Origin of the sequence: Pseudomonas sp. F8002, assembly GCF_013385495.1 — a bacterium.
In the GTDB taxonomy this organism is placed as follows: domain Bacteria; phylum Pseudomonadota; class Gammaproteobacteria; order Pseudomonadales; family Pseudomonadaceae; genus Aquipseudomonas.
Genome location: NZ_JACAPW010000025.1, coordinates 30541 through 54215 on the forward strand (window position 1 = coordinate 30541; position 23675 = coordinate 54215).

The 23675-nt window shown below is 58.7% G+C and carries 18 protein-coding genes and 2 tRNA genes; 4 read left to right on the forward strand and 16 right to left on the reverse strand.

Annotated elements, in window-relative coordinates:
- Window positions 1-101 precede the first annotated feature (101 nt).
- The 4 genes from acs to HX811_RS19260 all read left to right on the forward strand — a co-directional run bounded on the left by acs (window position 102) and on the right by HX811_RS19260 (window position 7029).
- On the forward strand, window positions 102-2039 hold the full coding sequence (acs, locus tag HX811_RS19245; protein ID WP_177046910.1) for an acetate--CoA ligase: 1938 nt from the start codon (window positions 102-104) through the stop codon (window positions 2037-2039).
- Between the two features lie 6 nt (window positions 2040-2045).
- On the forward strand, window positions 2046-2921 hold the full coding sequence (locus HX811_RS19250) for an oxygenase MpaB family protein (protein ID WP_177046912.1): 876 nt from the start codon (window positions 2046-2048) through the stop codon (window positions 2919-2921).
- 43 nt (window positions 2922-2964) lie between these two features.
- Window positions 2965-3981: a class I SAM-dependent rRNA methyltransferase gene (locus tag HX811_RS19255; RefSeq protein ID WP_177046914.1), complete on the forward strand. Its 1017-nt coding sequence runs from the start codon at window positions 2965-2967 to the stop codon at window positions 3979-3981.
- A 108-nt stretch (window positions 3982-4089) separates the two neighbouring features.
- Window positions 4090-7029 carry a DUF748 domain-containing protein gene (locus HX811_RS19260; protein WP_177046916.1) on the forward strand — a complete coding sequence of 980 codons (2940 nt, stop codon included), beginning with the start codon at window positions 4090-4092 and terminating at the stop codon, window positions 7027-7029.
- Between the two features lie 331 nt (window positions 7030-7360).
- On the opposite strand, the gene HX811_RS19265 is transcribed toward HX811_RS19260, so the two are convergent.
- From HX811_RS19265 to rlmE, 16 genes are all read right to left on the reverse strand, one after another.
- Window positions 7361-7981, reverse strand: coding sequence for a BON domain-containing protein (locus tag HX811_RS19265; RefSeq protein WP_003212178.1), 621 nt, complete (start codon window positions 7979-7981; stop codon window positions 7361-7363).
- 295 nt (window positions 7982-8276) lie between these two features.
- Entirely contained in the window at window positions 8277-10382 is a 2106-nt protein-coding gene (gene pnp, locus HX811_RS19270) for a polyribonucleotide nucleotidyltransferase (protein ID WP_003212180.1), read from the reverse strand.
- A 194-nt stretch (window positions 10383-10576) separates the two neighbouring features.
- Entirely contained in the window at window positions 10577-10846 is a 270-nt protein-coding gene (rpsO, locus tag HX811_RS19275; RefSeq protein ID WP_003177875.1) for a 30S ribosomal protein S15, read from the reverse strand.
- 159 nt (window positions 10847-11005) lie between these two features.
- Window positions 11006-11923, reverse strand: a complete 918-nt coding sequence (gene truB, locus HX811_RS19280; RefSeq protein WP_003212182.1) for a tRNA pseudouridine(55) synthase TruB — start codon at window positions 11921-11923, stop codon at window positions 11006-11008.
- A gap of 3 nt (window positions 11924-11926) precedes the next feature.
- A complete protein-coding gene (rbfA, locus tag HX811_RS19285; RefSeq protein WP_003212184.1) occupies window positions 11927-12328 on the reverse strand; it encodes a 30S ribosome-binding factor RbfA in 402 nt (133 codons plus the stop codon).
- Window positions 12329-12487: 159 nt separating this feature from the next.
- Complete coding sequence (gene infB, locus HX811_RS19290) at window positions 12488-15010, reverse strand: translation initiation factor IF-2 (RefSeq protein ID WP_003212186.1); 2523 nt, start codon at window positions 15008-15010, stop codon at window positions 12488-12490.
- 27 nt (window positions 15011-15037) lie between these two features.
- Window positions 15038-16519 (reverse strand): transcription termination factor NusA, encoded by a 1482-nt coding sequence (gene nusA, locus HX811_RS19295; protein ID WP_003212187.1) that lies wholly within the window; start codon window positions 16517-16519, stop codon window positions 15038-15040.
- Window positions 16520-16566: 47 nt separating this feature from the next.
- Window positions 16567-17025 carry a ribosome maturation factor RimP gene (rimP, locus tag HX811_RS19300; RefSeq protein ID WP_003235029.1) on the reverse strand — a complete coding sequence of 153 codons (459 nt, stop codon included), beginning with the start codon at window positions 17023-17025 and terminating at the stop codon, window positions 16567-16569.
- A gap of 140 nt (window positions 17026-17165) precedes the next feature.
- Window positions 17166-17242: transfer RNA gene (locus HX811_RS19305), tRNA-Met, on the reverse strand.
- Between the two features lie 96 nt (window positions 17243-17338).
- Window positions 17339-17424: transfer RNA gene (locus HX811_RS19310), tRNA-Leu, on the reverse strand.
- A gap of 21 nt (window positions 17425-17445) precedes the next feature.
- Window positions 17446-17829, reverse strand: coding sequence for a preprotein translocase subunit SecG (gene secG / locus HX811_RS19315; protein WP_026078118.1), 384 nt, complete (start codon window positions 17827-17829; stop codon window positions 17446-17448).
- A 4-nt stretch (window positions 17830-17833) separates the two neighbouring features.
- Entirely contained in the window at window positions 17834-18589 is a 756-nt protein-coding gene (tpiA, locus tag HX811_RS19320) for a triose-phosphate isomerase (RefSeq protein WP_008436843.1), read from the reverse strand.
- Between the two features lie 66 nt (window positions 18590-18655).
- Window positions 18656-19993, reverse strand: a complete 1338-nt coding sequence (gene glmM / locus HX811_RS19325; RefSeq protein ID WP_177046918.1) for a phosphoglucosamine mutase — start codon at window positions 19991-19993, stop codon at window positions 18656-18658.
- A gap of 16 nt (window positions 19994-20009) precedes the next feature.
- Window positions 20010-20861: a dihydropteroate synthase gene (gene folP / locus HX811_RS19330; RefSeq protein WP_177046921.1), complete on the reverse strand. Its 852-nt coding sequence runs from the start codon at window positions 20859-20861 to the stop codon at window positions 20010-20012.
- Between the two features lie 8 nt (window positions 20862-20869).
- Window positions 20870-22780 (reverse strand): ATP-dependent zinc metalloprotease FtsH, encoded by a 1911-nt coding sequence (ftsH, locus tag HX811_RS19335; protein ID WP_008436840.1) that lies wholly within the window; start codon window positions 22778-22780, stop codon window positions 20870-20872.
- Window positions 22781-22980: 200 nt separating this feature from the next.
- A complete protein-coding gene (rlmE, locus tag HX811_RS19340; RefSeq protein ID WP_003212203.1) occupies window positions 22981-23631 on the reverse strand; it encodes a 23S rRNA (uridine(2552)-2'-O)-methyltransferase RlmE in 651 nt (216 codons plus the stop codon).
- Window positions 23632-23675 lie beyond the last annotated feature (44 nt).

Below are 23675 nucleotides of genomic sequence, written 5' to 3' on the forward strand. Positions count from 1 at the left end.
GTGCCCGCAAGGCCAACGTCTGTTTGGACGTTGGCCTTGAACCCGCCTGCCACAGGGTGCATCTTTATTGCTTGTCGCAAAAACAAGAATAAGGATCCCTCATGTTCGATATCAGCACGTTCCCCACCGCCGATGCCGTCCGCCGGGCTGCGCAACTCAGTCAAGAGGACTACCAGCGCCTCTACCGCCAATCCGTCGAGCAACCCGATACGTTCTGGGCCGAACAGGCCAAGCGTTTTCTCGACTGGACCACGCCCTGGCAGACCGTCCAGAAATCCGACATCAAGACCGACGCCGCCCAATGGTTTGCCGGAGGTCAACTGAACGTCAGTTACAACTGCATCGACCGTCACCTCGCGCAACGCGCTGATCAGCCGGCCTTCATCTGGGAGGGCGATGATCCCGCGACGTCTTCCAAAATTACCTACCGCCAGCTCCACCAAAACGTCAGCCGCCTGGCCAACGTGCTGAAAAGCCGTGGCGTGAAGAAAGGCGACCGGGTGTGCATCTACATGCCGATGATTCCCGAGGCGGCCTACGCGATGCTGGCCTGTACGCGGATTGGTGCGGTGCATTCGGTGGTGTTTGGCGGATTCTCGCCGGACGCCCTGCGCGACCGCATTCTCGACGCCGATTGCCACACGGTGATCACCGCCGATGAAGGCGTGCGTGGCGGCAAGCCGGTGGCGCTGAAACAGAATGTCGACAAGGCTCTGGCCAGTTGCCCGGGTGTCAGCACGGTACTGGTGGTGCAGCGCACTGGCGCGGCAGTCAATTGGACTGAAGGGCGCGACCTCAAGTATCAACAGGCCCTGGATGCAGCCAGCGACGACTGCCCGCCCGAGCCGATGGATGCGGAAGACCCGCTGTTTATCCTCTACACCTCCGGCAGCACCGGCAAACCCAAAGGTGTATTGCACACCACCGGCGGTTACCTGCTGCAGGCTGCGATGACCTTCAAGTACGTGCTCGATTACCGCGAAGGCGAAGTGTTCTGGTGCACCGCCGATGTCGGCTGGGTCACCGGCCACAGCTATATCGTGTACGGGCCACTGGCCAATGGTGCGACCTCGCTGATGTTCGAAGGCGTGCCGAGCTACCCGGACAGCTCGCGGTTCTGGCAGGTGATCGACAAACACAAGGTCAACATCTTCTACACCGCGCCGACCGCGTTACGCGCGCTGATGCGGGAAGGCCACGGGCCACTGGAAAACACTTCCCGCGCCAGCCTGCGCCTGCTGGGCAGTGTCGGCGAGCCAATCAACCCGGAGGCCTGGGACTGGTACTTCAACGCGGTCGGCGAACAACGCTGCCCGATTGTCGACACCTGGTGGCAGACCGAAACCGGCGGCATCATGCTCAGCCCGCTGGTCAGCGCCCAGCGCATCAAGCCCGGCTGCGCTACCCAGCCGATGTTTGGCGTAGTGCCGGTGCTGCTTGATGAGCAAGGCAAGGAAATCAGTGGCGCCGGCAGCGGCGTGCTGGCGATCAAATCCAGCTGGCCGGGGCAGATCCGCAGCGTGTACGGCGACCCTCAGCGGATGATCGACACCTATTTCAAACCCTATCCCGGCTACTACTTTACCGGCGACGGCGCGCGACGCGACGAGGACGGTGACTACTGGATCACCGGCCGCATCGACGACGTGATCAACGTTTCCGGGCACCGCATCGGCACCGCCGAAGTCGAAAGCGCCCTGGTGCTGCATGATCAGGTCGCAGAAGCCGCGGTGGTCGGTTATCCACACGACGTAAAAGGCCAGGGCATCTATGCCTTCGTCACGCCCATGAATGGCGTCGAGCCCGACGACGCGCTGAAAAAGCACCTGCTGGACCTGGTCAGCAAGGAAATCGGCAGCTTCGCCAAGCCCGAACTGATTCAATGGGCGCCGGCCTTGCCGAAAACCCGCTCAGGCAAGATCATGCGGCGGATCCTGCGCAAGATTGCCTGCAACGAGCTGGACAGCCTGGGAGATACATCCACACTGGCCGACCCGAGCGTGGTGGACGGCCTGATCGACAAGCGCCTCAACCGCTAGGAACCCATGGAATTCATTCGCAGCCGCATCGAAAACCAGCTGATGAGCCTGACCGGCTTGTCGCTGGGCCAACTCGACCTGGAGAACCCCAAGGGCGATCCGGGTCTCTTTGGGCCGAACTCGGTGAGCTGGAAGGTCCATGGCGACTTCAGCAGCATGTTGATCGGCGGCATCAGCGCGTTGATGTTGCAGGCATTGCACCCGCTGGCGTTGGCCGGCGTGTGGGACCACTCGAACTTTCGGCAGGACATGCTGGGGCGGTTACGACGCACCTCGCAGTTCATTTCCGGCACCACGTTTGGTTCGCGGCGTGACGCCGAATGGCTGATCGAGAAAGTGCGCACCATTCACCTGCAAGTGGTCGGCCATGCACCGGACGGCCGACCGTATGCCGCCAGCGATCCCGAGTTGCTGACCTGGGTGCATGTGGCGGAGGTCAGCAACTTTCTCGCGGCCCACCTGCGTTATCGCAACCCGGATTTATCTGCGAGGGATCAAGACCGGTACTACAGCGAAATCGCCCTGGTGGCCGAGCAATTGGGCGCGCGTCACGTGCCGCGTTCGCGCCAGGAAATTTCCGATTACCTTGAGCGTATCCGCCCGCAACTGCTGTGTGACCAGCGCAGCCACGAAGTCCTGCGCCTGCTGCTCAACGCGCCGTCTCCCAGCACCCTGGCCAAGCCGTTTGGCTCGCTGATGATGCAGGCCGGTATCGACCTGCTGCCGGACTGGGCCAGCGACATGCTCGGGCAGAAGCAAAGCCCGATCCAGCGCCAGATGATTCGTGCCGGGATCAGGCGCAGCGCGCCGTTGTTGCGCTGGGCCATGCGCAATGGTTCGGTGCAGCGGGCCCACAGGCGAATGGGCCTGCTGGAGCCATAACTGTTAAACTCCCGCGCCCCAATTACTCTGCAAGGCGCGCACTATGTCTTCCTTGAATCAGGCGCTGCGCGCCGCCCTCGATCATCGCCAGGACCTGCTCGCCGAGCTGCATGCACAAGGTACCGATTGCCATCGCCTGTTCCACGGCAGCCAGGAAGGCGCCGGTGGCCTGACGATCGACCGCTACGGCCCGCAACTGCTGGTGCAGAGTTTTCACCAGTCGCTGGAAAGCGACGACCTGTTGCACCTGCATCAAGCAATCAACCAGCACCTGGGGCTTGAACTGCTGCTGGTCTACAACGACCGCTCCCGGGGCAACTCGCGCATCGACCGTGAAGACACGGTTTACCGTGCCGAGCCCGCAGCCCTGGAAGACCTGGTCGGCCACGAATGGGGCCTCAATTACCGCGTGCGCGGCCGCCATGCCGGGCAAGACCCGCTGTTGTTCCTGGACCTGCGCAACACCCGTGGCTGGGTCAAGGCACACAGCGCCGGCAAAAGCGTGCTGAACCTGTTTGCCTACACCTGCGGCGTAGGCCTGAGTGCTGCTGCCGGTGGCGCTCGTGAGGTGTGCAACCTGGACTTTGCCGAGGGCAACCTGGCGGTCGGTCGCGAAAACGGTCAACTCAACCCGCAATTGCCGACGATGGAATTCATCCAGTCCGACTACTTCCCGGCAATCCGCCAGCTGGCCGGCCTGCCCATCAGCCAGCGTCGGGGGCAGAAGCTGCCGAGTTACCCGCGCCTGGAGCAGCGTCAATACGATCTGGTACTGCTCGACCCACCCGCCTGGGCCAAGAGCGCCTTCGGTACCGTCGACCTGCTGCGCGACTACCAGAGCCTGCTCAAGCCGGCGCTGCTGGCCACGGCCGACAACGGCGTGCTGATCTGCTGCAACAACCTGGCGAAAGTCGGTATGGACGACTGGCGTGACCAGGTCCTGCGCTGTGCGGAAAAGGCCGGGCGCCCGGTGCGCGACTGGCAGGTCATGACACCCGGCGCAGACTTCCCGTCCCACGACCAGCAACCACCGCTGAAGACCCTGATCCTGCAACTGTAGGACTTGTCCCAAAAGGGTCAGGGCGCAGTAATAAAGGCCCGGCTCTTCGGAACCGTAAACCCGTGCCATACTCCAAGGCACTCTTGATTGACATAGATGGCGTCACATATGCCCAAAGGATTGATTCGCGCCGCTGGCGCCTTGCTGACCGCCCTTGCCCTGTACAGCTTGCTGGGCTTCCTGATTCTCCCCGGCATTGCCCTTCGCGTGGCCAATCAACAGTTGGCCAACTACGCCACGGTGCCGGCGCGTGTCGAGCGTATCGAACTCAACCCGTTCAGCCTCGAACTGACCGTGTGGGGCCTGAATATCGGTGAGCCGGGCAAGGAGCAAGTGGCCTTTGAACGCCTCTATGCCAACCTGCAGATCGACAGCCTGTGGACCCGCGCCCTGCACCTGGCGGACGTACAACTCGACAAGCCCAAGACCGAGCTGCTGTTCGACAAATCCGGCCAGCTCAACCTGGCGCAGCTGTTCAAACTCCCGGCCAGCGAACCGACACCAACCGATCCGAACGCCAAGCCATTCCCGCTGCGCATCGATAAAATCAAGCTGGCAGGCGGCTATGTGCACTTCCAGGATTTGCGCCCGAGCGAGCCGATCGAGTTTCTCTACGACAAACTCGATTTCGAGCTGAAAAACCTCAGCACGCTGCCCGATGACAACGCCGACATGACCCTTGTGGCAGCCGGCCCTGAAGGCGGCCAGATCGACTGGACCGGTAACTTCAGCCTGATCCCGATCGCCTCCGAGGGCAAACTCAAGGTTACCGACGGCAAGATGAAAGTCTGGTGGCCGTATGTGCGTGATGCGGTGCCGCTGGTTCTGGAAGACGGCATCCTCAACTTCAGCACCGACTACAAGATGAGCCTGGCCAAGGAAACCGAGCTGAACCTGACCAACGTTGCCCTGAGTGTCGCGCCGTTTGCGATCAAGGCACCGGATGGCCGGCCGCTCGCGCGCCTGCAGAAGCTGGACGTCAGCGAAACCACCGTGGACCTGGCCAAACAGCAAGTGATCGTCGGCAAGATCCGCAGTAATAAACTCGAAACCTGGGCCGCCCTTGAAGCCGACGGCCAGCTGGACTGGCAGAAGCTGTTTGCCAGCCAACCAAGCAAACCTGCAACTGCACCCGCAACCGAGCCAGCCACCGCACCCGCTACCGCCGATTCGCCAAAACCTGCGCCGGCAGCGCCGAGCAAGCCTTGGCAAGTGCTGCTCAAGGACGTGCAACTGCGCGACTATCAAGTGCATCTGGCTGACCGCTCGGCCAAACCGGCAGTCGCCCTGGAAGTCGGGCCGCTGAACCTTGACCTGCAGGGTTTCGACAGCCTTAACCAGAGCCCGTTTACCCTCAAGCTCGATACCGGCGTAGGCAAACAAGGCAAGCTCGAGGCGACCGGCCAGGTCAACCTGAGCCCGGTCAGCGCCAAGCTGAAAGTGGACACCAAAGACATCGACCTGCGCGTCGCCCAGTCCTATATCAGCCCGTTTATCCGCCTGGAACTGCGTAGCGGCATGCTCGGCAGCAACCTCGACGTGAACCTGAAAAGCACCGCCCCCCTGGCATTCCAGGTGACCGGCCGGGCCCAGGTCGACCAGTTGCACACCCTGGACACCATGAAGACCCGCGACTTCCTCAAGTGGCAGCGCCTGGTGCTGGAAGGCGTGAATTATCAACATGGCGACAGCCTGTCGATCGACAAGGTCAACCTGTTGCAGCCCTATGCGCGCTTCATGATCAACGATGACCGCACCACCAACATCGATGACCTGCTGATCCCGCAGCCGGCCAACAGCCCCGGCAAGTCCGCGGCGAAACCTGCGGCCAGCAAAGAGAAGCCCCTGGGCATTCATATTGGTCAAATTGCGATCAACGACGGCTCGGCCAACTTCGCCGACTTCAGCCTGACCCCGAACTTCGCCACGGCCATCCAGCAGCTCAACGGCCAGATCGGCACCATTGACAGTCGCCAGGCCAAACCGGCGAGCGTCGACGTCAAGGGCAAGGTTGACCGTTATGCACCGGTCACCATCAAGGGCAGCGTGAATCCGTTTGACCCGATGGCCGCACTGGATATCGCCACCAGCTTCAAACGCGTCGAACTGACCACCCTGACGCCATACTCGGGCAAGTTTGCCGGGTTCCGCATCCGCAAGGGTCGGCTCAACCTGGACCTGCATTACGTCATCACCAAGGGCCAGTTGAAGGCCGAAAACAAGGTGGTAGTCGAGCAACTGCAACTGGGTGAGAAGGTCGACAGCGCCGACGCCGTGGACCTGCCGATTCGCCTGGCGATAGCCCTGCTCAAGGACTCCGACGGCAAGATCTCGATCGAACTGCCGGTGACCGGCGACTTGAACAACCCGCAGTTCAGCGTCATGCCGATTGTCTGGCAGACCCTGCGCAACCTGGTAGTACGTGCGGCCACGGCGCCATTCAAGTTCATTGGCGGCCTGATCAGCGGTGGTGGTGCCCAAGACCTTGGCAACGTGTCGTTTGCGGCAGGCTCGAGCGAGCTGAGCAAAGATTCCCAGTCGGCCCTCGACAGCCTGGCCAAAGCCCTCAAGGAGCGCCCTGCGCTGCGCCTGGAGATCGAAGGCACCGCCGCTGCCAGCAGTGACGGCCCGCTTTTGGCCGCACAACGGCTGGAACGCGAATACCAGTACAACTACTACAAGATCCTCCAGCGCCGTGGCGACAAGGTGCCGGCCCAGGCGTCGCTGCTTGAAGTACCGGAAAAGGAAAAGGCGCCGCTGCTGGAAGGCATCTACCGCACCCGCCTGAAACAACAGCCTCCGGCCGAATGGAAAGACCTGAGCAATGACGAGCGCACCGCCAAGCTGCGGGACGGTGTGATCAAGTTCTGGAGTGGCAGTGACGTGTTGCTGCGCCAACTGGGCCAGGACCGCGCCAGCGCGATCAAGGACTACCTGGTAGACAAGGCGCAGCTGGAAGATGAGCGGGTTTACTTTATCGATGCAAACCTTGGGGAAGCGGAGAAAGATGGTCGGGTGGTAACACCGATGCATCTGGATGCCGAATAAACCGGCACCCGCTGAGCACCTGTGGCGAGGGGGCTTGTCCCCCGTTGGGCTGCGTAGCGGCCCCAATGAGGGCGTCGCGGTCATTCAGGCGGATCACCGTCGTCATACCAAGGGGCCGCTACGCAGCCCAACGGGGGCAAGCCCCCTCGCCACAAGAGCCTCGCTGACCTCCCCACTTTTCTACCCACAATAGAACAGGCCCCGACACAAGTGCCGGGGCCTGTAATGACCACATCCGTGTGGTCGGTCGCATGAACCTGTGAGGTGCATTGAGCGGATAACTAGACTCGCTCGTGGCCGCCTCCGCCTAGCTCAGGCGATTCGTTAAGCGTTACTCTGCTTTCAGGCCGTCGGCCGATACAGCTTTAACGCCTTTGATTTTCTTGGTGATATTCACCGCGGTAGTTTTCTGCGCTTCAGTCACTGCGACGGTCGACGACAGGGAAACTACACCTTTGTTGGTTTCGACTTTGATGTCGGTGCCAGGAATACCTTTCTCGGTTACCAGGTCAGCTTTCACTTTGGTGGTGATCCAAGTGTCCGAGGTGGACTCTTTGGCACCAGCAGCTGCGCTTTTGGTTTTGTCGACGTTATCAGCCTTGGTAGCGCCGCCAGCCATCAGGCCGTCAGCCGAAACTGCGGTTACGCCTTTGATTTTCTTGGTGATCGCTACAGCAGTAGCTTTCTGAGCGTCGGAGATAGCAACTGTCGAGGACAGGGAAACCACACCTTTGTTGGTCTCAACCTTAATGTCCGAACCAGGAATACCTTTCTCGGTCAGCAGGTCAGCTTTGACTTTGGTGGTGATCCAGGTATCCGAAGTGGACTCTTTAGCCTTGGTGACTTCACCGGCCGCCAGCGTCATAGGGGCTTGGGAAGTCTGAGCAAAGGCTACGTTAGCACCCATGGCCAGGGTCAGAGCGGTAGCAGTAGCGAGAGCGAACTTCTTCATACGAGTAACTCCTGTTTTATTAAAAGTCTGCAGTACGTAAACCTTGATGCTGCAGCGTTAACAGGGATATTGCAGACAGTGTGCCAACTCGATGCGACCAATTAAATCCTTATAAAACAATACGTTATGAAAACAGGTGATTTTCGGAATCGTGCAACTTGCATGAAGACGAACGTGCCTGCATGCAAGTTGCGGCTTTTGGGGTATGGCTAAACGCCTGATTTCGCGACACTTTCCCGCAGGCATAAAAAAAGGACTCCGAAGAGTCCTTTTTCAGCTTGCAGCGACGGGGTGATTAAACGCCCGAAGCCTTGGCTGCTGCTACGTCCTTGATGGACAGCTTGATACGGCCGCGGTTGTCCACGTCCAGTACCAGCACTTCCACTTCCTGGCCTTCTTTCAGGATGTCGGTCACTTTCTCAACGCGAGCATCGCTCAGCATGGAGATGTGAACCAGACCGTCCTTGCCCGGCAGGATGTTGACGAATGCGCCGAAGTCGACGATGCGCTCAACCTTACCGACGTAGATCTTGCCGATCTCGGCTTCAGCAGTGATACCCAGGACGCGCTGACGTGCCGCTTCAGCCGCTTCCTTGGTTTCGCCGAAGATCTTGATCGAGCCGTCGTCTTCGATGTCGATCGAAGCCTTGGTCTCTTCACAGATCGCACGAATGGTCGCGCCGCCTTTACCGATAACATCACGGATTTTGTCGGTGTCGATTTTCATCGCGATCATGGTCGGAGCATTTTCCGACAGTTCGGTACGGGACTGGCCAATGATCTGGTTCATCTGACCGAGGATGTTCAGGCGCGCTTCCAGGGCTTGGCCCAGAGCGATTTCCATGATTTCTTCGGTGATGCCCTTGATCTTGATGTCCATCTGCAGCGCGGTAACACCTTTGGCGGTACCGGCTACTTTGAAGTCCATGTCGCCCAGGTGGTCTTCGTCGCCCAGGATGTCGGTCAGGATGGCGAACTTCTCGCCTTCTTTAACCAGGCCCATGGCGATACCGGCAACCGGTGCCTTCATCGGAACGCCGGCATCCATCAGAGCCAGGGAAGCGCCGCAGACCGAAGCCATGGAGCTGGAACCGTTGGACTCGGTGATTTCCGACACAACACGAATGGTGTACGGGAACACGTCGGCGGCAGGCAACATGGCTGCAATCGAACGACGGGCCAGACGGCCGTGACCAATTTCGCGACGACCAGCACCACCCATGCGACCACACTCACCTACCGAGAACGGAGGGAAGTTGTAGTGCAGCATGAACGGGTCTTTTTTCTCGCCTTCCAGGGTGTCCAGCAGCTGTGCGTCACGGGCAGTACCCAGTGTTGCAACAACCAGGGCCTGGGTTTCACCACGGGTGAACAGGGCCGAACCGTGGGTTTTTGGCAGAACGCCGACTTCGATGTTCAGCGGACGTACGGTGCGGGTGTCGCGGCCGTCGATACGTGGCTTGCCGTTAACGATGTTTTCGCGAACGGTGCGGTATTCGATTTCGCCGAAGGCTGCTTTGACTTCGCTGGAAGAAGGCTGGCCTTCTTCACCGGACAGCTTGGCAACAACCTGGTCCTTCAGTTCACCCAGGCGAGCGTAACGGTCGGCCTTGATGGTGATGGTGTAGGCGTCGGAGATAGCGGTGCCGAACTCGGAGCGGATAGCGCCCAGCAGTGCGGTAGCTTCTGGCTGAGGAGCCCAGGTCCAGGTTGGCTTGGCGGCTTCAGCGGCCAGTTCCTTGACAGCGTTGATCACAACCTGGAACTCGTCGTGAGCAAACAGTACAGCGCCCAGCATCTGGTCTTCGGTCAGCTCTTTGGCTTCCGATTCAACCATCAACACGGCTTCCGAAGTACCGGCAACGACCATGTCCAGGCTCGAAGCTTTCTGTTGTTCGTAAGTCGGGTTCAGCAGGTAGCCGGTGCTTTCGTGGAATGCAACACGGGCAGCGCCGATCGGGCCATCGAAAGGAATACCGGAGATGGCCAGGGCCGCCGAGGTACCGATCATCGCAGCGATGTCCGGATCGGTCTTCTTGCTGGTGGAAACGACGGTGCAGACAACCTGCACTTCGTTCATGAAGCCTTCTGGGAACAGCGGACGGATCGGACGGTCGATCAGTCGGGAAGTCAGGGTTTCTTTCTCGGAAGGACGGCCTTCACGCTTGAAGAAACCACCAGGGATCTTACCGGCAGCGTAAGTCTTTTCCTGGTAGTGAACGGAAAGAGGGAAGAAGCCTTTGCTTGGGTCAGCGGTCTTGGCGCCTACAACGGTCACCAATACGGTGACGTCGTCGTCAACGGTAACCAGCACTGCGCCGGAGGCTTGACGGGCGATACGGCCTGTCTCGAGGGTAACGGTCGACTGACCGAACTGGAATTTTTTGATAACCGGGTTCACGGTGTCCTACCTTCTTTGTGGCTCTTGGGGAACTTGTCTTCTTGCGAAATTCTTGGGCAATGTCGGGAATCGGCCCAACGCCTGTCCAGGGTAAAACGTGTATCCAGATAAAACTTGAGGCTGGAAGCCTGCCATGGGCCAGCGGGAAACCCACTGACACACGACAGCCAACCAACCTCTAGCGCAATCGCTTATTAGCGACGCAGACCCAGGCGACCGATCAGAGTCTGATAACGACCCAGATCCTTGCCTTTCAGGTAGTCCAGCAGCTTACGGCGCTGGTTTACCATGCGGATCAGACCACGACGGGAGTGGTGATCTTTACCGTTGGCCTTGAAGTGACCTTGCAGCTTGTTGATGTTGTGGGTCAGCAGTGCAACTTGCACTTCTGGCGAACCAGTGTCACCAACAGCTTGCTGATAGTCAGCAACGATTTGTGCTTTTTCTTGAACGTCGAGAGCCATGAGGCAATCCTTTTTTCAGGAAACCACCCAAAGGGCAGTTTCAACAGGCCAGGGACAAATCCCTGTATCTAAAAATGAGTAGTGACCATGCCTGCTAACAGCCACCCTCGTTCCAGTTTGAGTAAAAGCTACTGCGCTTTTACCACAAACTGGTTTCGGTCATTCTGACCGAATCAGTCGACGCGGCGCGATGCGCCCGTCTTCGCTCACTTCACCGATACCGATAAAGCGACCGTTGTGATCTTGTACCCGCACCATGCCGAACTTCGGGGCATCCGGTGCACGTACCGGCTGGCCGTTAAGCCAGTAGAACGCGCTGTGCTCCGAGAAGTGCAGCAATGGCCAATCCAGTAAACCGCTGTCCGATGGCATCAGGAAGCGATCAACCGCTTCGTTGCCGCCTTCGGCATGCACTGCTTCCAGCTCTTCTAGCGTGACCGTCTGGGCCAGGGTGAAAGGGCCTGCCTGGGTGCGTCGCAGTTCTGCAACGTATGCGCCACAGCCTAGTTGCTCACCGATATCTTCCACGAGGGTGCGGATATAGGTGCCTTTGCTGCAGTCCACCGCCAACCGGGCAGTGTCGCCTTCAGCGGCGAGCAATTCCAAGCGCGCAATAGTAACAGAACGCGGTTCGCGCTCCACCACTTCCCCTGCACGTGCCAGCTTGTAAAGAGGCTGGCCATCACGCTTGAGAGCCGAGTACATCGGCGGTATCTGACTGATTTGCCCACGAAAAGCAGGTAAGGCAGCTTCGATATCAGCACGACCAACGGTCACCTCGCGAACCTGCAAAACATCACCTTCGGCGTCTGCCGTGGTGGTGGTCTTGCCCAGTTGCATCAGGGTCTCGTAGCCCTTGTCGGAATCGAGCAGGTATTGCGAAAACTTGGTGGCCTCGCCGAAGCACAACGGCAACACGCCGGTGGCCAAGGGGTCGAGGCTGCCGGTGTGCCCTGCCTTCTCGGCATTGAGCAGCCAGCGAACCTTCTGCAACGCCGCATTGGAGGTAAAGCCAATGGGCTTGTCGAGCAGAATGATGCCGCTGACATTACGACGGATACGTTTGACCTGAGCCACCGATTACTCCTTGGCGTCTTCAGGCGTGGCGGATTCCGGGTGCTGATTGTCTTCAGCCACGGCCCGCTCGATCAGTGCCGACAGGTGCGCGCCACGCACGACACTTTCGTCGTAGTGGAAGTGCAACTGAGGAACGCTGCGCAGCTTCATTTCACGGGCCAACTGCATACGCAGGAAACCTGCGGCGGAGTTGAGCACCTTGATGCTTTGCGCGATTTCTTCGCTGTTGTCCTGGCCCATCACGGTGATGAAGATCTTGGCGTGACCAACGTCACGGCTGACTTCAACGGCGGTGATGGTGACTAGGCCAACACGTGGGTCTTTTACTTCACGACGGATCAGCTGTGCCAGCTCACGCTGCATCTGATCGCCGATACGTTGGGTACGGCTGTATTCTTTTGCCATGTCTTGTTACCTGTTGCTGCCACACGGTGAAACCCGTGGGGTCTGAAAGCGGCAAACGCCCGGCCTGACAAAAGCCAGACCGGGCGTTGCGTTTAGAGTCCGGACACAGCGCCAGGCATTTGCATGCCCGGGCGCTGCGTGGCCCTTGAAGTACGCGAGTTAGAGGCTGCGAGCAACCTGGACCTTCTCGTAGACTTCGATCTTGTCACCCGCCTTGACGTCGTTGTAGCTCTTGACGCCAATACCGCATTCCATGCCGGCACGTACTTCGGAAGCGTCATCCTTGAAGCGGCGCAGGGATTCCAGCTCGCCTTCGAAGATAACGATGTCTTCACGCAGTACACGGATTGGACGGTTACGGTGCACAACACCTTCGATAACCATGCAACCGGCGATCGCGCCGAATTTCGGCGAGCGGAACACGTCACGCACCTCGGCCACACCCAGGATGTTCTCCCGGACGTCGCTGCCAAGCATGCCGGTGAGGGCTTTCTTGACGTCTTCGATGATGTCGTAAATGACGTTGTAGTAACGCATGTCCAGGCCTTCCTGCTCGACGATCTTCCGTGCGCCAGCATCGGCACGCACGTTGAAGCCGAACAGTACAGCGTTGGAGGCCAGCGCCAGGTTGGCATCGGATTCGGTGATACCACCGACACCGCCGCCGACCACACGCACTTGCACTTCGTCGTTACCCAGGCCATTCAAGGCGCCGTTCAACGCTTCGAGGGAACCACGAACGTCAGATTTGAGGACGATGTTAAGCGTCTTCTTCTCTGCCTGGCCCATGTTCTCGAAGATGTTTTCCAGCTTGCCGGCGTGAGCACGGGCCAGCTTGACTTCGCGGAACTTGCCTTGACGGAACAGAGCCACTTCACGGGCTTTCTTCTCGTCCGACAGCACGCTCATCTCGTCGCCAGCGTCCGGGGTACCGTCCAGGCCGAGGATCTCGACAGGGATGGAAGGACCGGCTTCCTTGATTGGCTTGCCGTTCTCGTCGAGCATGGCACGTACACGGCCATAGTTCGAACCGACCAGAACCATGTCGCCTTGGCGCAGGGTACCGTCTTGAACCAGAACGGTTGCAACCGGGCCACGACCCTTGTCGAGACGCGATTCAACCACAACACCACGACCCGGGGCCGATGGAGTTGCTTTCAGTTCAAGAACTTCGGCTTGCAGCAGGACAGCTTCGAGCAGTTCGTCTACACCGGTACCGACTTTCGCCGAAACCGAAACGAATGGCGTATCACCGCCCCACTCTTCGGAAGTCACGCCGTGAACCGACAGTTCGCTACGGATGCGATCGAGATCGGCGCCCGGCTTGTCGATTTTGTTCACTGCAACAACCAGAGGAACACCAGCGGCTTTAGCGTGCTGGACAGCTTCAATGGTCTGCGGCATTACGCCGTCGTCCGCTGCAACTACCAGGATCACGATGTCAGTCGCCTTGGCACCACGGGCACGCATGGCGGTAAACGCGGCGTGACCAGGGGTGTCGAGGAAGGTGACCATGCCGCGTTCGGTTTCAACGTGGTATGCACCGATGTGCTGGGTGATGCCGCCGGCCTCGCCTGCAGCTACCTTGGCACGACGGATATAGTCGAGCAGCGAGGTCTTACCATGGTCAACGTGGCCCATTACGGTCACGACTGGCGCACGGGAGAAAGTCTCGCCTTCAAACTTCAGGGACTCAGCCAGGGAATCTTCCAGGGCGGTGTCGCTGACCAGGGTCACTTTGTGGCCCAGCTCTTCAGCAACCAGTTGGGCAGTTTCCTGGTCCAGTACCTGGTTGATGGTCGCTGGGGTACCCAGTTTGAACATGAACTTGATGATTTCAGCAGCCTTGACCGACATCTGATTGGCAAGATCGCCAACAGTGATGGTCTCGCCGATCTGCACATCACGCACGACAGGGCCGGTTGGGCTCTGGAAACCGTGGGCGTTGCGCTTCTTCAGCTTGGCCTTGCCGCGACCACCGCGACGGAAGCTGTCGCTTTCTTCGTCGGTAGTACGTGGGGCAACGCGTGGCGCTGGCGCCTTCTCTTTGACCGAAGCACGATGTGGAGCGTTTTTGCGCTCACCATCGCCACTGCCACGACGATTGTTATCGTCGGCACGTGGTTTGTCCGGGCGGCGAGGTTCTTCGCGTTTGCGAGCGTCGGCTGCAGGAGCTGGCGCGGCGGCAACCGGAGCGGCCTCACGAACAGCTTCAACAGGCGCGCTAGGCGCAGCAACGGCCTCAGTGTTAGCAGGTTGCGCAGCAGCAGGCTGGCGACGCGCTTCTTCTTCGGCGCGACGCTTGGCTTCTTCTTCAGCCTTCTGACGAGCAGCATTTTCTACTGCGCGACGTTCTTCCAGTTCGCGTTTGCGCTCGGCTTCGATTTCTTCCGGGCTGCGCTGTACGAAGACTTTCTTCTTGCGTACTTCAACGCTGATGCTCTTGCTGCCAGCAACACGCAGGGTGCTGGTGGTTTTGCGCTGCAATGTAATCTTGCGCGGTTCTTCCACTTTCGCCTTGTGGCTGCTCTTCAAGTGAGTCAGCAAAGACTGCTTCTCACTATCGCTCACACCTTCGTCGGCGGCGGTGTGCGGCAGACCTGCCTCACGCATCTGCTGCAACAGGCGCTCTACCGGTGTTTTGACCTCATCGGCCAGTTGTTTCACCGTGACTTGCGTCATGCACTTCTCTCCTCAGGCCGCGCCTAATTACTCGAACCAATGGGCTCGGGCGGCCATGATCAACTTGCCGGCACGATCATCGTCAATGCCGTCGATGTCGAGCAGGTCGTCAATAGACTGCTCGGCCAGGTCTTCGCGGGTAATTACGCCGCGCACCGCCAGTTCCATCGCCAAATCCTTGTCCATACCCTCAAGCGAGAGCAGGTCTTCGGCCGGATGGGCGTCTGCCAGCTTTTCCTCAGTAGCGATGGCTTTAGTCAACAAACGATCCTTGGCCCGAGCGCGAAGCTCGTTGACGGTGTCTTCGTCAAAGCCGTCGATGTTGAGCATTTCTTCCAACGGTACGTAGGCAATCTCTTCCAGGCTGGTGAAGCCTTCATCTACCAGCACCTGTGCCAGGTCTTCGTCGACTTCCAGCTCGTCGATGAAGTTGCGCAGGATGTCACCGGTTTCTGCTTGCTGCTTAGCCTGGATGTCCGATTCGGTCATCACGTTCAGGGTCCAGCCGGTCAACTGGCTGGCCAAACGTACGTTCTGACCACCGCGACCGATGGCCTGAGCCAGATTGTCTGCGCCAACGGCGATGTCCATTGCATGGGCATCCTCGTCAACGATAATTGCCGCCACTTCAGCAGGCGACATTGCGTTGATCACGAACTGCGCCGGGTTATCGTCCCACAGGACGATGTCCACACGCTCACCACCCAATTCGCCCGACACTGCCTGGACGCGCGAACCGCGCATACCAATGCAAGCACCTTGCGGGTCGATGCGTTTGTCCTTGGAGCGGACCGCGATCTTGGCGCGCGAACCCGGATCGCGGGACGCAGCCATGACTTCGATCAGGCCTTCGGCAATTTCCGGCACTTCGATGCGGAACAGCTCGATCAGCATTTCCGGCGCGGTACGCGACAGGATCAACTGAGGGCCGCGGTTCTCGGTGCGGATTTCCTTGAGCAGCGCACGCAAGCGCACGCCAACCCGGAAAGTTTCGCGGGAAATGATGTCTTCGCGGGCCAGCAACGCTTCAGCGTTGTTACCCAGGTCGACGATCACGTTGTCGCGGGTGACTTTTTTCACGGTGCCGGAGATGATTTCCCCCAGGCGCTCGCGGTAAGCGTCAACGACTTGAGCGCGCTCGGCTTCGCGGACCTTCTGCACGATGACTTGCTTGGCAGTCTGTGCAGCGATGCGGCCGAACTCGATGGATTCGATCTTTTCTTCGACGACATCACCGACCTGGGCGCCCGGATGCGTTTCAGCAACCTTGCTCGGCCAGGTTTCGATGGCCGGATCATCAAGATCGGCTTCTTCGACGACCGTCCAGCGACGGAAAGTCTCGTAGGCACCGGTGTGGCGGTTGATTTCCACACGCAGATCAACTTCGTCTTCAAAACGCTTTTTGGTAGCAGTGGCCAGGGCCAGCTCCAGCGCTTCAAAAATCACGTTTGCCGGTACGCCCTTTTCATTGGATACCGACTCAACAACCAGCAGTACTTCTTTGCTCATCGTACGCCTCGCCTTTCGCAAGCCATTGGATCCGCGGGATCCGCGTCTCAGTCAAAACTGGGAATAATGTTGGCCTTGTCGATCATATCGATCGGCAACAGGAACTCATGGTCTTCTACCTGCACCACGACGTCCTGCTCTTCTACACCGCGCAGAAGGCCCTGAAAGTTGCGTCGCCCTTCAAAGGGAGAGCGCAGCTTGATCTTCACTTGTTCACCGGCAAATTTTGCAAACTGATCAATAGTGAACAGTGGGCGTTCCATGCCAGGCGAGGAAACTTCGAGGGTGTATTCAACGGAGATCGGATCTTCAACATCCAGGACACCGCTGATCTGACGGCTGACAATGGCACAATCGTCCACCAGCACGCCGCCCTCTTTATCGATATAAACGCGCAACATTGAGTGGCGACCTTGAGCCGAAAACTCAATACCCCAGCATTCATAGCCTAGGGCCACGACCACCGGGGCCAACAAGGCCTGCAACTCTTCTAGCTTGCTCGACACCTGAACCCCCTCGTGCATGTATGTGCATGCTGTGCAAAATAAAAAAATGGGCGAAACGCCCATCCTTGAAACGCCGTCGAACAGCGGCGTTGAAAGTGTCCAGCTAACAAAAAGCCCCTTAAAAGGGGCTCCGCTAAAACTGGTTGCGGGGGCCGGATTTGAACCGACGACCTTCGGGTTATGAGCCCGACGAGCTACCAGACTGCTCCACCCCGCGACAAAGCTGGGGCGGAAGTATACGACCGATCCCTTACAGGGTCAATGTAACCTTCCACCTACAAGAAAGCCCGCAACAGCGGGCTCTCCTGATAATTGGTACCGAGAAGGGGACTCGAACCCCTACACCCTATGGGCACAACCACCTCAAGGTTGCGTGTCTACCAATTCCACCACCTCGGCAATACAGCGTTTACAACCTTCTTACTTCTGCTCTTGAGCTGGAGGTACGTCAGTCGCTGGAGTAGCCGACTTTTGCTCTTGAAGCACCGGGACATCATCAGAAGCCGGTTTTGCTTTTGGTACTTCCAACACTGCCGGGTTTGGGAGACCTACTTGAGTCAGCACATGAGCTTTCTCTTTAGCAAAGTAACCTAACCCCAAGCTGGTTATGAAGAAACCGGCGGCAAGTATAGCAGTAAACTTACTAAGAAAGGTAGAGGAACCTTGGCTTCCGAACACAGTATTTGAAGCACCTGCCCCGAAAGACGCACCAGCGTCCGCACCTTTACCCTGCTGCAGCAAAACCAGAGCAACTACGCCCAGTGCACCCAGCAGATGAAAAACAACGATGACTGTTTCCAGCATTTTTTCAGTTTCCCGCGGCGCGACAAATCGCACCGAACTCATCTGCATTCAGGGAAGCCCCACCAATGAGCCCCCCATCGATATCCGGCATGCCGAACAGTTCGACCGCATTGGCCGCCTTCACGCTGCCGCCGTATAGAAGCCGCACACCTCGTGCGACCTCAGAATTCTCTGCCGCCAACTGCGCGCGGATGGCTGCGTGCACATCCTGCGCCTGTTGCGGCGAAGCAGTCAGCCCGGTGCCAATGGCCCAGACCGGCTCGTAAGCAATTACTGCATTTGCAAAGGCACCGACTCCCAGCTCCTCGATGATGCTGCCCAGCTGACGCCCGACAACCTCAAGAGTTTTACCGGACTCACGCTGCTCAAGGGTCTCCCCTATGCACAACACCGGAACCAAGCCGCAAGCCTGTGCCGCCGCGAATTTGCGATTGAGTGTCCCATCACGCTCGCCCATGATCTGGCGGCGCTCGGAGTGCCCAACAAGCACCAGGGAACAACCCGCATCAACCAGCTGACTCGGTGCAATCTCACCGGTCAACGCACCTTGCATGGATTCCACCGCAGAGTTCTGCGCGCCGACCTGGATCGACTTGCCTTTCAAGCCATCAATCACTTGATTGATATACAAGCAAGGCGGGAATACCGCGACATCAACACCGCCAGGCAAGGCCAAATGACGAAGGCCATTGATCAGCTCAGCGACACTGGCGCGGGTACCGTGCATCTTCCAGTTACCAGCTACCATAGTGCGACGCATGCTGTACCTCGTCGGTCAAAGTGGGCGCAGATGTTACCCAACCACATCATCACTGGCAAGCCGAATTCAGGCGCAAACTTCAGTTACCAGTTTTGCCAGCTCTTCGGCATAGCCGCGAACCTGTGTTTCGTCCTCGCCCTCGACCATTACACGCACCAAAGGCTCGGTACCCGACTTGCGCAGCAAGACCCGGCCACGCCCCGCCATGGCGGCAGTCACGCGCTCACTGGCCTCTTTGACAGCCGGATGCTCGATAGGGTTGTCACCGCCTGCAAAGCGCACGTTGAGCAGCACTTGCGGGCACTTGCGCAACGCCTGCCGCGCCTGGGCCAGGCTTTCTTCACGGCGACGCAGCGCCAGCAGCACCTGCAGCGCCGCAATGATCGCATCCCCGGTAGTCGTGTGCTGGAAGCAGACGATATGACCGGAATTTTCGCCACCCACCTGCCAATTACGCTCCAGCAGGTCGGCAATCACGTAGCGGTCACCGACATTGGCGCGCACAAACGGGATCCCCAGATCTGCCAGGGCCAGCTCCAGGCCAAGATTGCTCATCAAGGTACCGACGACGCCGCCTTGCAGCTTGTTACGCTCATGCAGGTCACGGGCGATGATGAACAACAGGTCGTCGCCATCGACGATCGCGCCAGTGTGATCGACCATCAATACGCGGTCGCCATCACCATCGAACGCGATGCCCAAGTCGGCATGCTCAGCCAGGACAGCCGCCTGCAACTGACCCATGTGGGTTGAGCCGCAGTTGTCGTTGATGTTCAGGCCGTTCGGCTGCGCCGACAGTACAGTAACGTCTCCGCCAAGCTCCTTGAACACACTCGGTGCGACTTTGTACGTCGCGCCGTGGGCGCAGTCGATGACGACCTTCAACCCGGCAAAATTGGTGCTGCTTGGCACGCTGCTTTTGCAGAACTCGATGTAACGGCCGGAAGCGTCGTTAATCCGCGAAACCTTGCCCAGCTTGCTCGATTCGACGACGGTCATCGGCGCATCCAGCAACTCTTCGATCATGTGCTCGATCTCATCCGGCAGCTTGGTGCCCTGGCCCGAGAAGAACTTGATGCCGTTGTCATCGTGGGGATTGTGCGAAGCGCTGATCACGATACCGGCTTCAGCATGAAAGGTACGCGTCAGGTAAGCGATCGCCGGCGTAGGCATCGGCCCCAACAGCATCACATCAGCGCCGGCAGCAGACAGACCTGCCTCCAGCGCAGACTCAAACATATAACCCGAGATACGCGTGTCCTTACCCACCAGGATACGGCAGGCCCCCATGCTGCGGAACGCCATGCCGGCGGCCCAGCCCAGCTTGAGCATGAAATCGGGAGTAATCGGGAATTCGCCGACCCGACCGCGAATGCCATCGGTGCCAAAATACTTTTTAGTCATAAGTGCTCCATCATTCTTATTCGGCTGATTCAACCGCTGCGATCATCCGCACTACATCTATCGTCTCGGCCACGTCATGCACGCGCAAGATGCGCGCACCCTTGACCACGGCAAGTGCCGCAAGTGCCAGGCCGCCATGCAGCCGCTCACCCACGGGACGATTCAACGCCAGACCTATCATGCTCTTGCGCGAAACCCCGACCAACAAGGGGCGACCAAGGGCATGCAGGGATTCCATATGCTTGAACAGGCTTAAATTGTGCTGCAAGGTCTTGGCAAAGCCAAATCCCGGGTCGAGGATTATCCGCTCGGGAGCAATCCCCACTGCCGCGCATTGAGCCATGCGCTCGGCAAGAAAACCTTTCACTTCACCGACCAGATTGTCGTAATGCGGGTTGTCCTGCATCGTGCCCGGCTCGCCAAGCATATGCATCAGGCAAACCGGCAGCCCCGTCGCGGCGGCCGCATCCAGAGCGCCATCGCGCTGCAAAGAGCGCACATCGTTGATCAACCCTGCACCCAGCCGCGCAGTTTCGCGCATAACGGCAGGGGTTGAGGTGTCGACAGAGATGATGACGTCCAGCTCTTGATGGATGCGCTCGACAATCGGAGCAACCCGTTCCAGTTCCTCCAGGGGAGAAACTGCGCGCGCGCCGGGCCGGGTTGATTCGCCACCGACGTCAATCAGAGTCGCACCGGCAGCCACCATCGCTTCCGCATGGCGCAACGCAGCATCAAGCTGACTGAAGCGACCACCATCGGAAAAGGAATCAGGGGTTACATTAAGAATGCCCATAACGTGTGTATGGGCCAAATCAAGAACCCGGCTGCCGCAAGGCAACCGGGTCGAGGACAACGCAGAAGTCATTTCAAACCTTAATGGTCAGCAGCAGGGCCGCCGATCGGGGCTTCAGGGCGTTCGTTCTGTACCACTGGCGGCGTGCCCGAAGTACCCGAACCACCTTCCCAATCGCGAGGCTCGCGAGGCGTACGACCGGCCATGATGTCGTCAATCTGCTCGGCATCAATGGTCTCGTACTTCATCAGGGCATCAGCCATGGCGTCGAGCTTGTCGCGGTTGTCGGTGAGGATCTGCTTGGCCGTGCCGTAGCACTGGTCAATGATGCTGCGCACCTCGGAGTCGATCAGCTTGGCTGTCTCGCCGGAGAAGCTGGCAGCTTGACCACCACCACCGCGACCCAGGAATACTTCGCCTTCTTCCTCGGCATACATCAAAGGACCGAGTTTCTCCGACAGGCCCCACTTGGTCACCATGTTCCGTGCAATCTGGCTGGCACGCATGATGTCGTTGGAGGCACCGGTGGTAACACCATCGAAGCCCAGGGTCATCTCTTCGGCGATCCGGCCGCCATACAGCGAGCAGATCTGGCTGATCAAGGCACGCTTGGAGAGGCTGTAGCGATCCTCTTCCGGCAGGAACATGGTGACGCCCAGCGCCCGGCCACGAGGAATGATCGATACCTTGTAGACCGGGTCATGCTCAGGCACAACGCGACCAACAATGGCGTGACCGGCTTCATGATAAGCGGTGTTCTGCTTCTCTTTCTCGGACATGACCATGGATTTGCGCTCGGCGCCCATCATGATCTTGTCTTTCGCCAGCTCGAACTCCTTCATTTCAACGATGCGCTTGCCGGTACGGGCGGCAAACAGCGACGCCTCGTTCACCAGGTTGGCAAGGTCGGCACCGGAGAAGCCTGGAGTACCACGGGCAATCACGGCCGGAGCCACGTCGTCGCCCATTGGCACTTTGCGCATGTGCACTTTCAGGATCTGCTCACGACCACGGATGTCTGGCAACCCGACAACGACCTGACGGTCAAAACGGCCCGGACGCAGCAAAGCGGGGTCGAGTACGTCTGGACGGTTGGTTGCGGCGATCACGATGATGCCGTCGTTCATTTCAAAGCCGTCCATCTCAACCAGCAACTGGTTAAGCGTCTGCTCACGCTCATCATGACCGCCGCCCATGCCGGCGCCACGATGGCGACCAACGGCGTCGATTTCATCGATGAAGATGATGCACGGAGCGTGCTTCTTGGCCTGTTCGAACATATCGCGAACACGGCTGGCACCTACACCGACGAACATTTCGACGAAGTCGGAACCGGAAATGGTGAAGAAAGGTACTTTGGCTTCGCCGGCAATGGCCTTGGCCAACAGGGTTTTACCGGTACCTGGCGGGCCAACCATCAGCACACCGCGAGGAATACGGCCACCCAGGCGCTGGAACTTGCCCGGATCGCGCAGGAATTCAACCAGTTCGCCCACTTCTTCCTTGGCTTCGTCGCAACCGGCAACGTCAGCCAGGGTGGTTTTCACCTGATCTTCGGAAAGCAGGCGCGCCTTGCTCTTGCCGAAGCTCATCGGCCCGCCCTTGCCTCCCGCACCACCTTGCATCTGGCGCATGAAGAACATGAACACGGCGATAATCACCAGTATCGGGAAGCTGGCCACCAGGAGTTGGGTCCAGATGCTCTGCTGCTCAGGCTGCTTGCCTTCAACAACCACGTGGTTATCCACCAGGTCGCCGATCAGGCCATTGTCCTGGATTGCCGGACGGATGGTCTTGAAGCTGTCGCCATCGTTGCGCTTGCCGGTAATCACGTAGCCATCAACCGCTACGCGCTCGACCTTGCCATCCTTAACTTGCTGGATGAAGTCGGAATAGTTGAGGGTCTGCGGCTCGTTAGGGCTGGAGAAGTTGTTCATCACCGTCACGAGGACAGCCGCGATGATCAACCACAGGATCAGATTCTTTGCCATATCGTTCAATTAACTACCCTCTGAAGCAAGCTCCGCTACTGGCGCGTGCTTCGCATGATATTCACCGGCCTAACTTACTACATTACCTACAACTCTGGCAGGCGCCGTCTGTAACCCTTTGTGAAACTTTGACTACACAATATTCGTAAAGCTTCATGACGAAAGCGATATAAAAAAACCTATCGCCTCCGTCAAATTTCTCAAAAACGCTCTTCACTGGCAGCGCCTTCAATGCCACGGAAGCCGCGACCCAGCAAATACTGCTCGCGAGACCTGTCCCGGGAAGAGTCAGGCTTGCGTGTCTGTACCTTGTCGAACAGTTTGCGGATGTTCTTGTGATACTCGTCGAAGCCTTCACCCTGGAAGACCTTGACCAGGAAGTCACCACCCGGACGCAGTACCCGTCCTGCCAGGTCCAGTGCCAATTCGCACAGGAACATGGCTCGCGGCATATCAACAGCCGGTAATCCACTCATATTGGGGGCCATATCGGAAATCACAAGGTCTACCTGCGAATTTCCGACGGCCTCAAGGATCTGTGCCAGCACTTCATCCTGGGTAAAATCGCCGTGAACAAAGGTCACGTCAGGGATGCTGTCCATTTCCAGGATGTCGGAAGCGATCAAACGACCTTGTCCACCAATCAGACGACTGGTCACCTGGGACCAGCCACCCGGGGCGGCACCCAGGTCGATAACGCTCATGCCAGGACGGATCAACTTGTCCTTCTCCTGGATCTCCAGCAGTTTGTAGCTGGCCCGGGAACGGTAGCCATCCTTTTGCGCCATTTTGACGTAAGGGTCGTTGAAATGCTCTTGCAGCCACTTAAGGCTAGTTTTGGAACGGGCCACGGGCCACCTCGAAAATAAAACGGGTCGTGATTAACTGGGCGGTC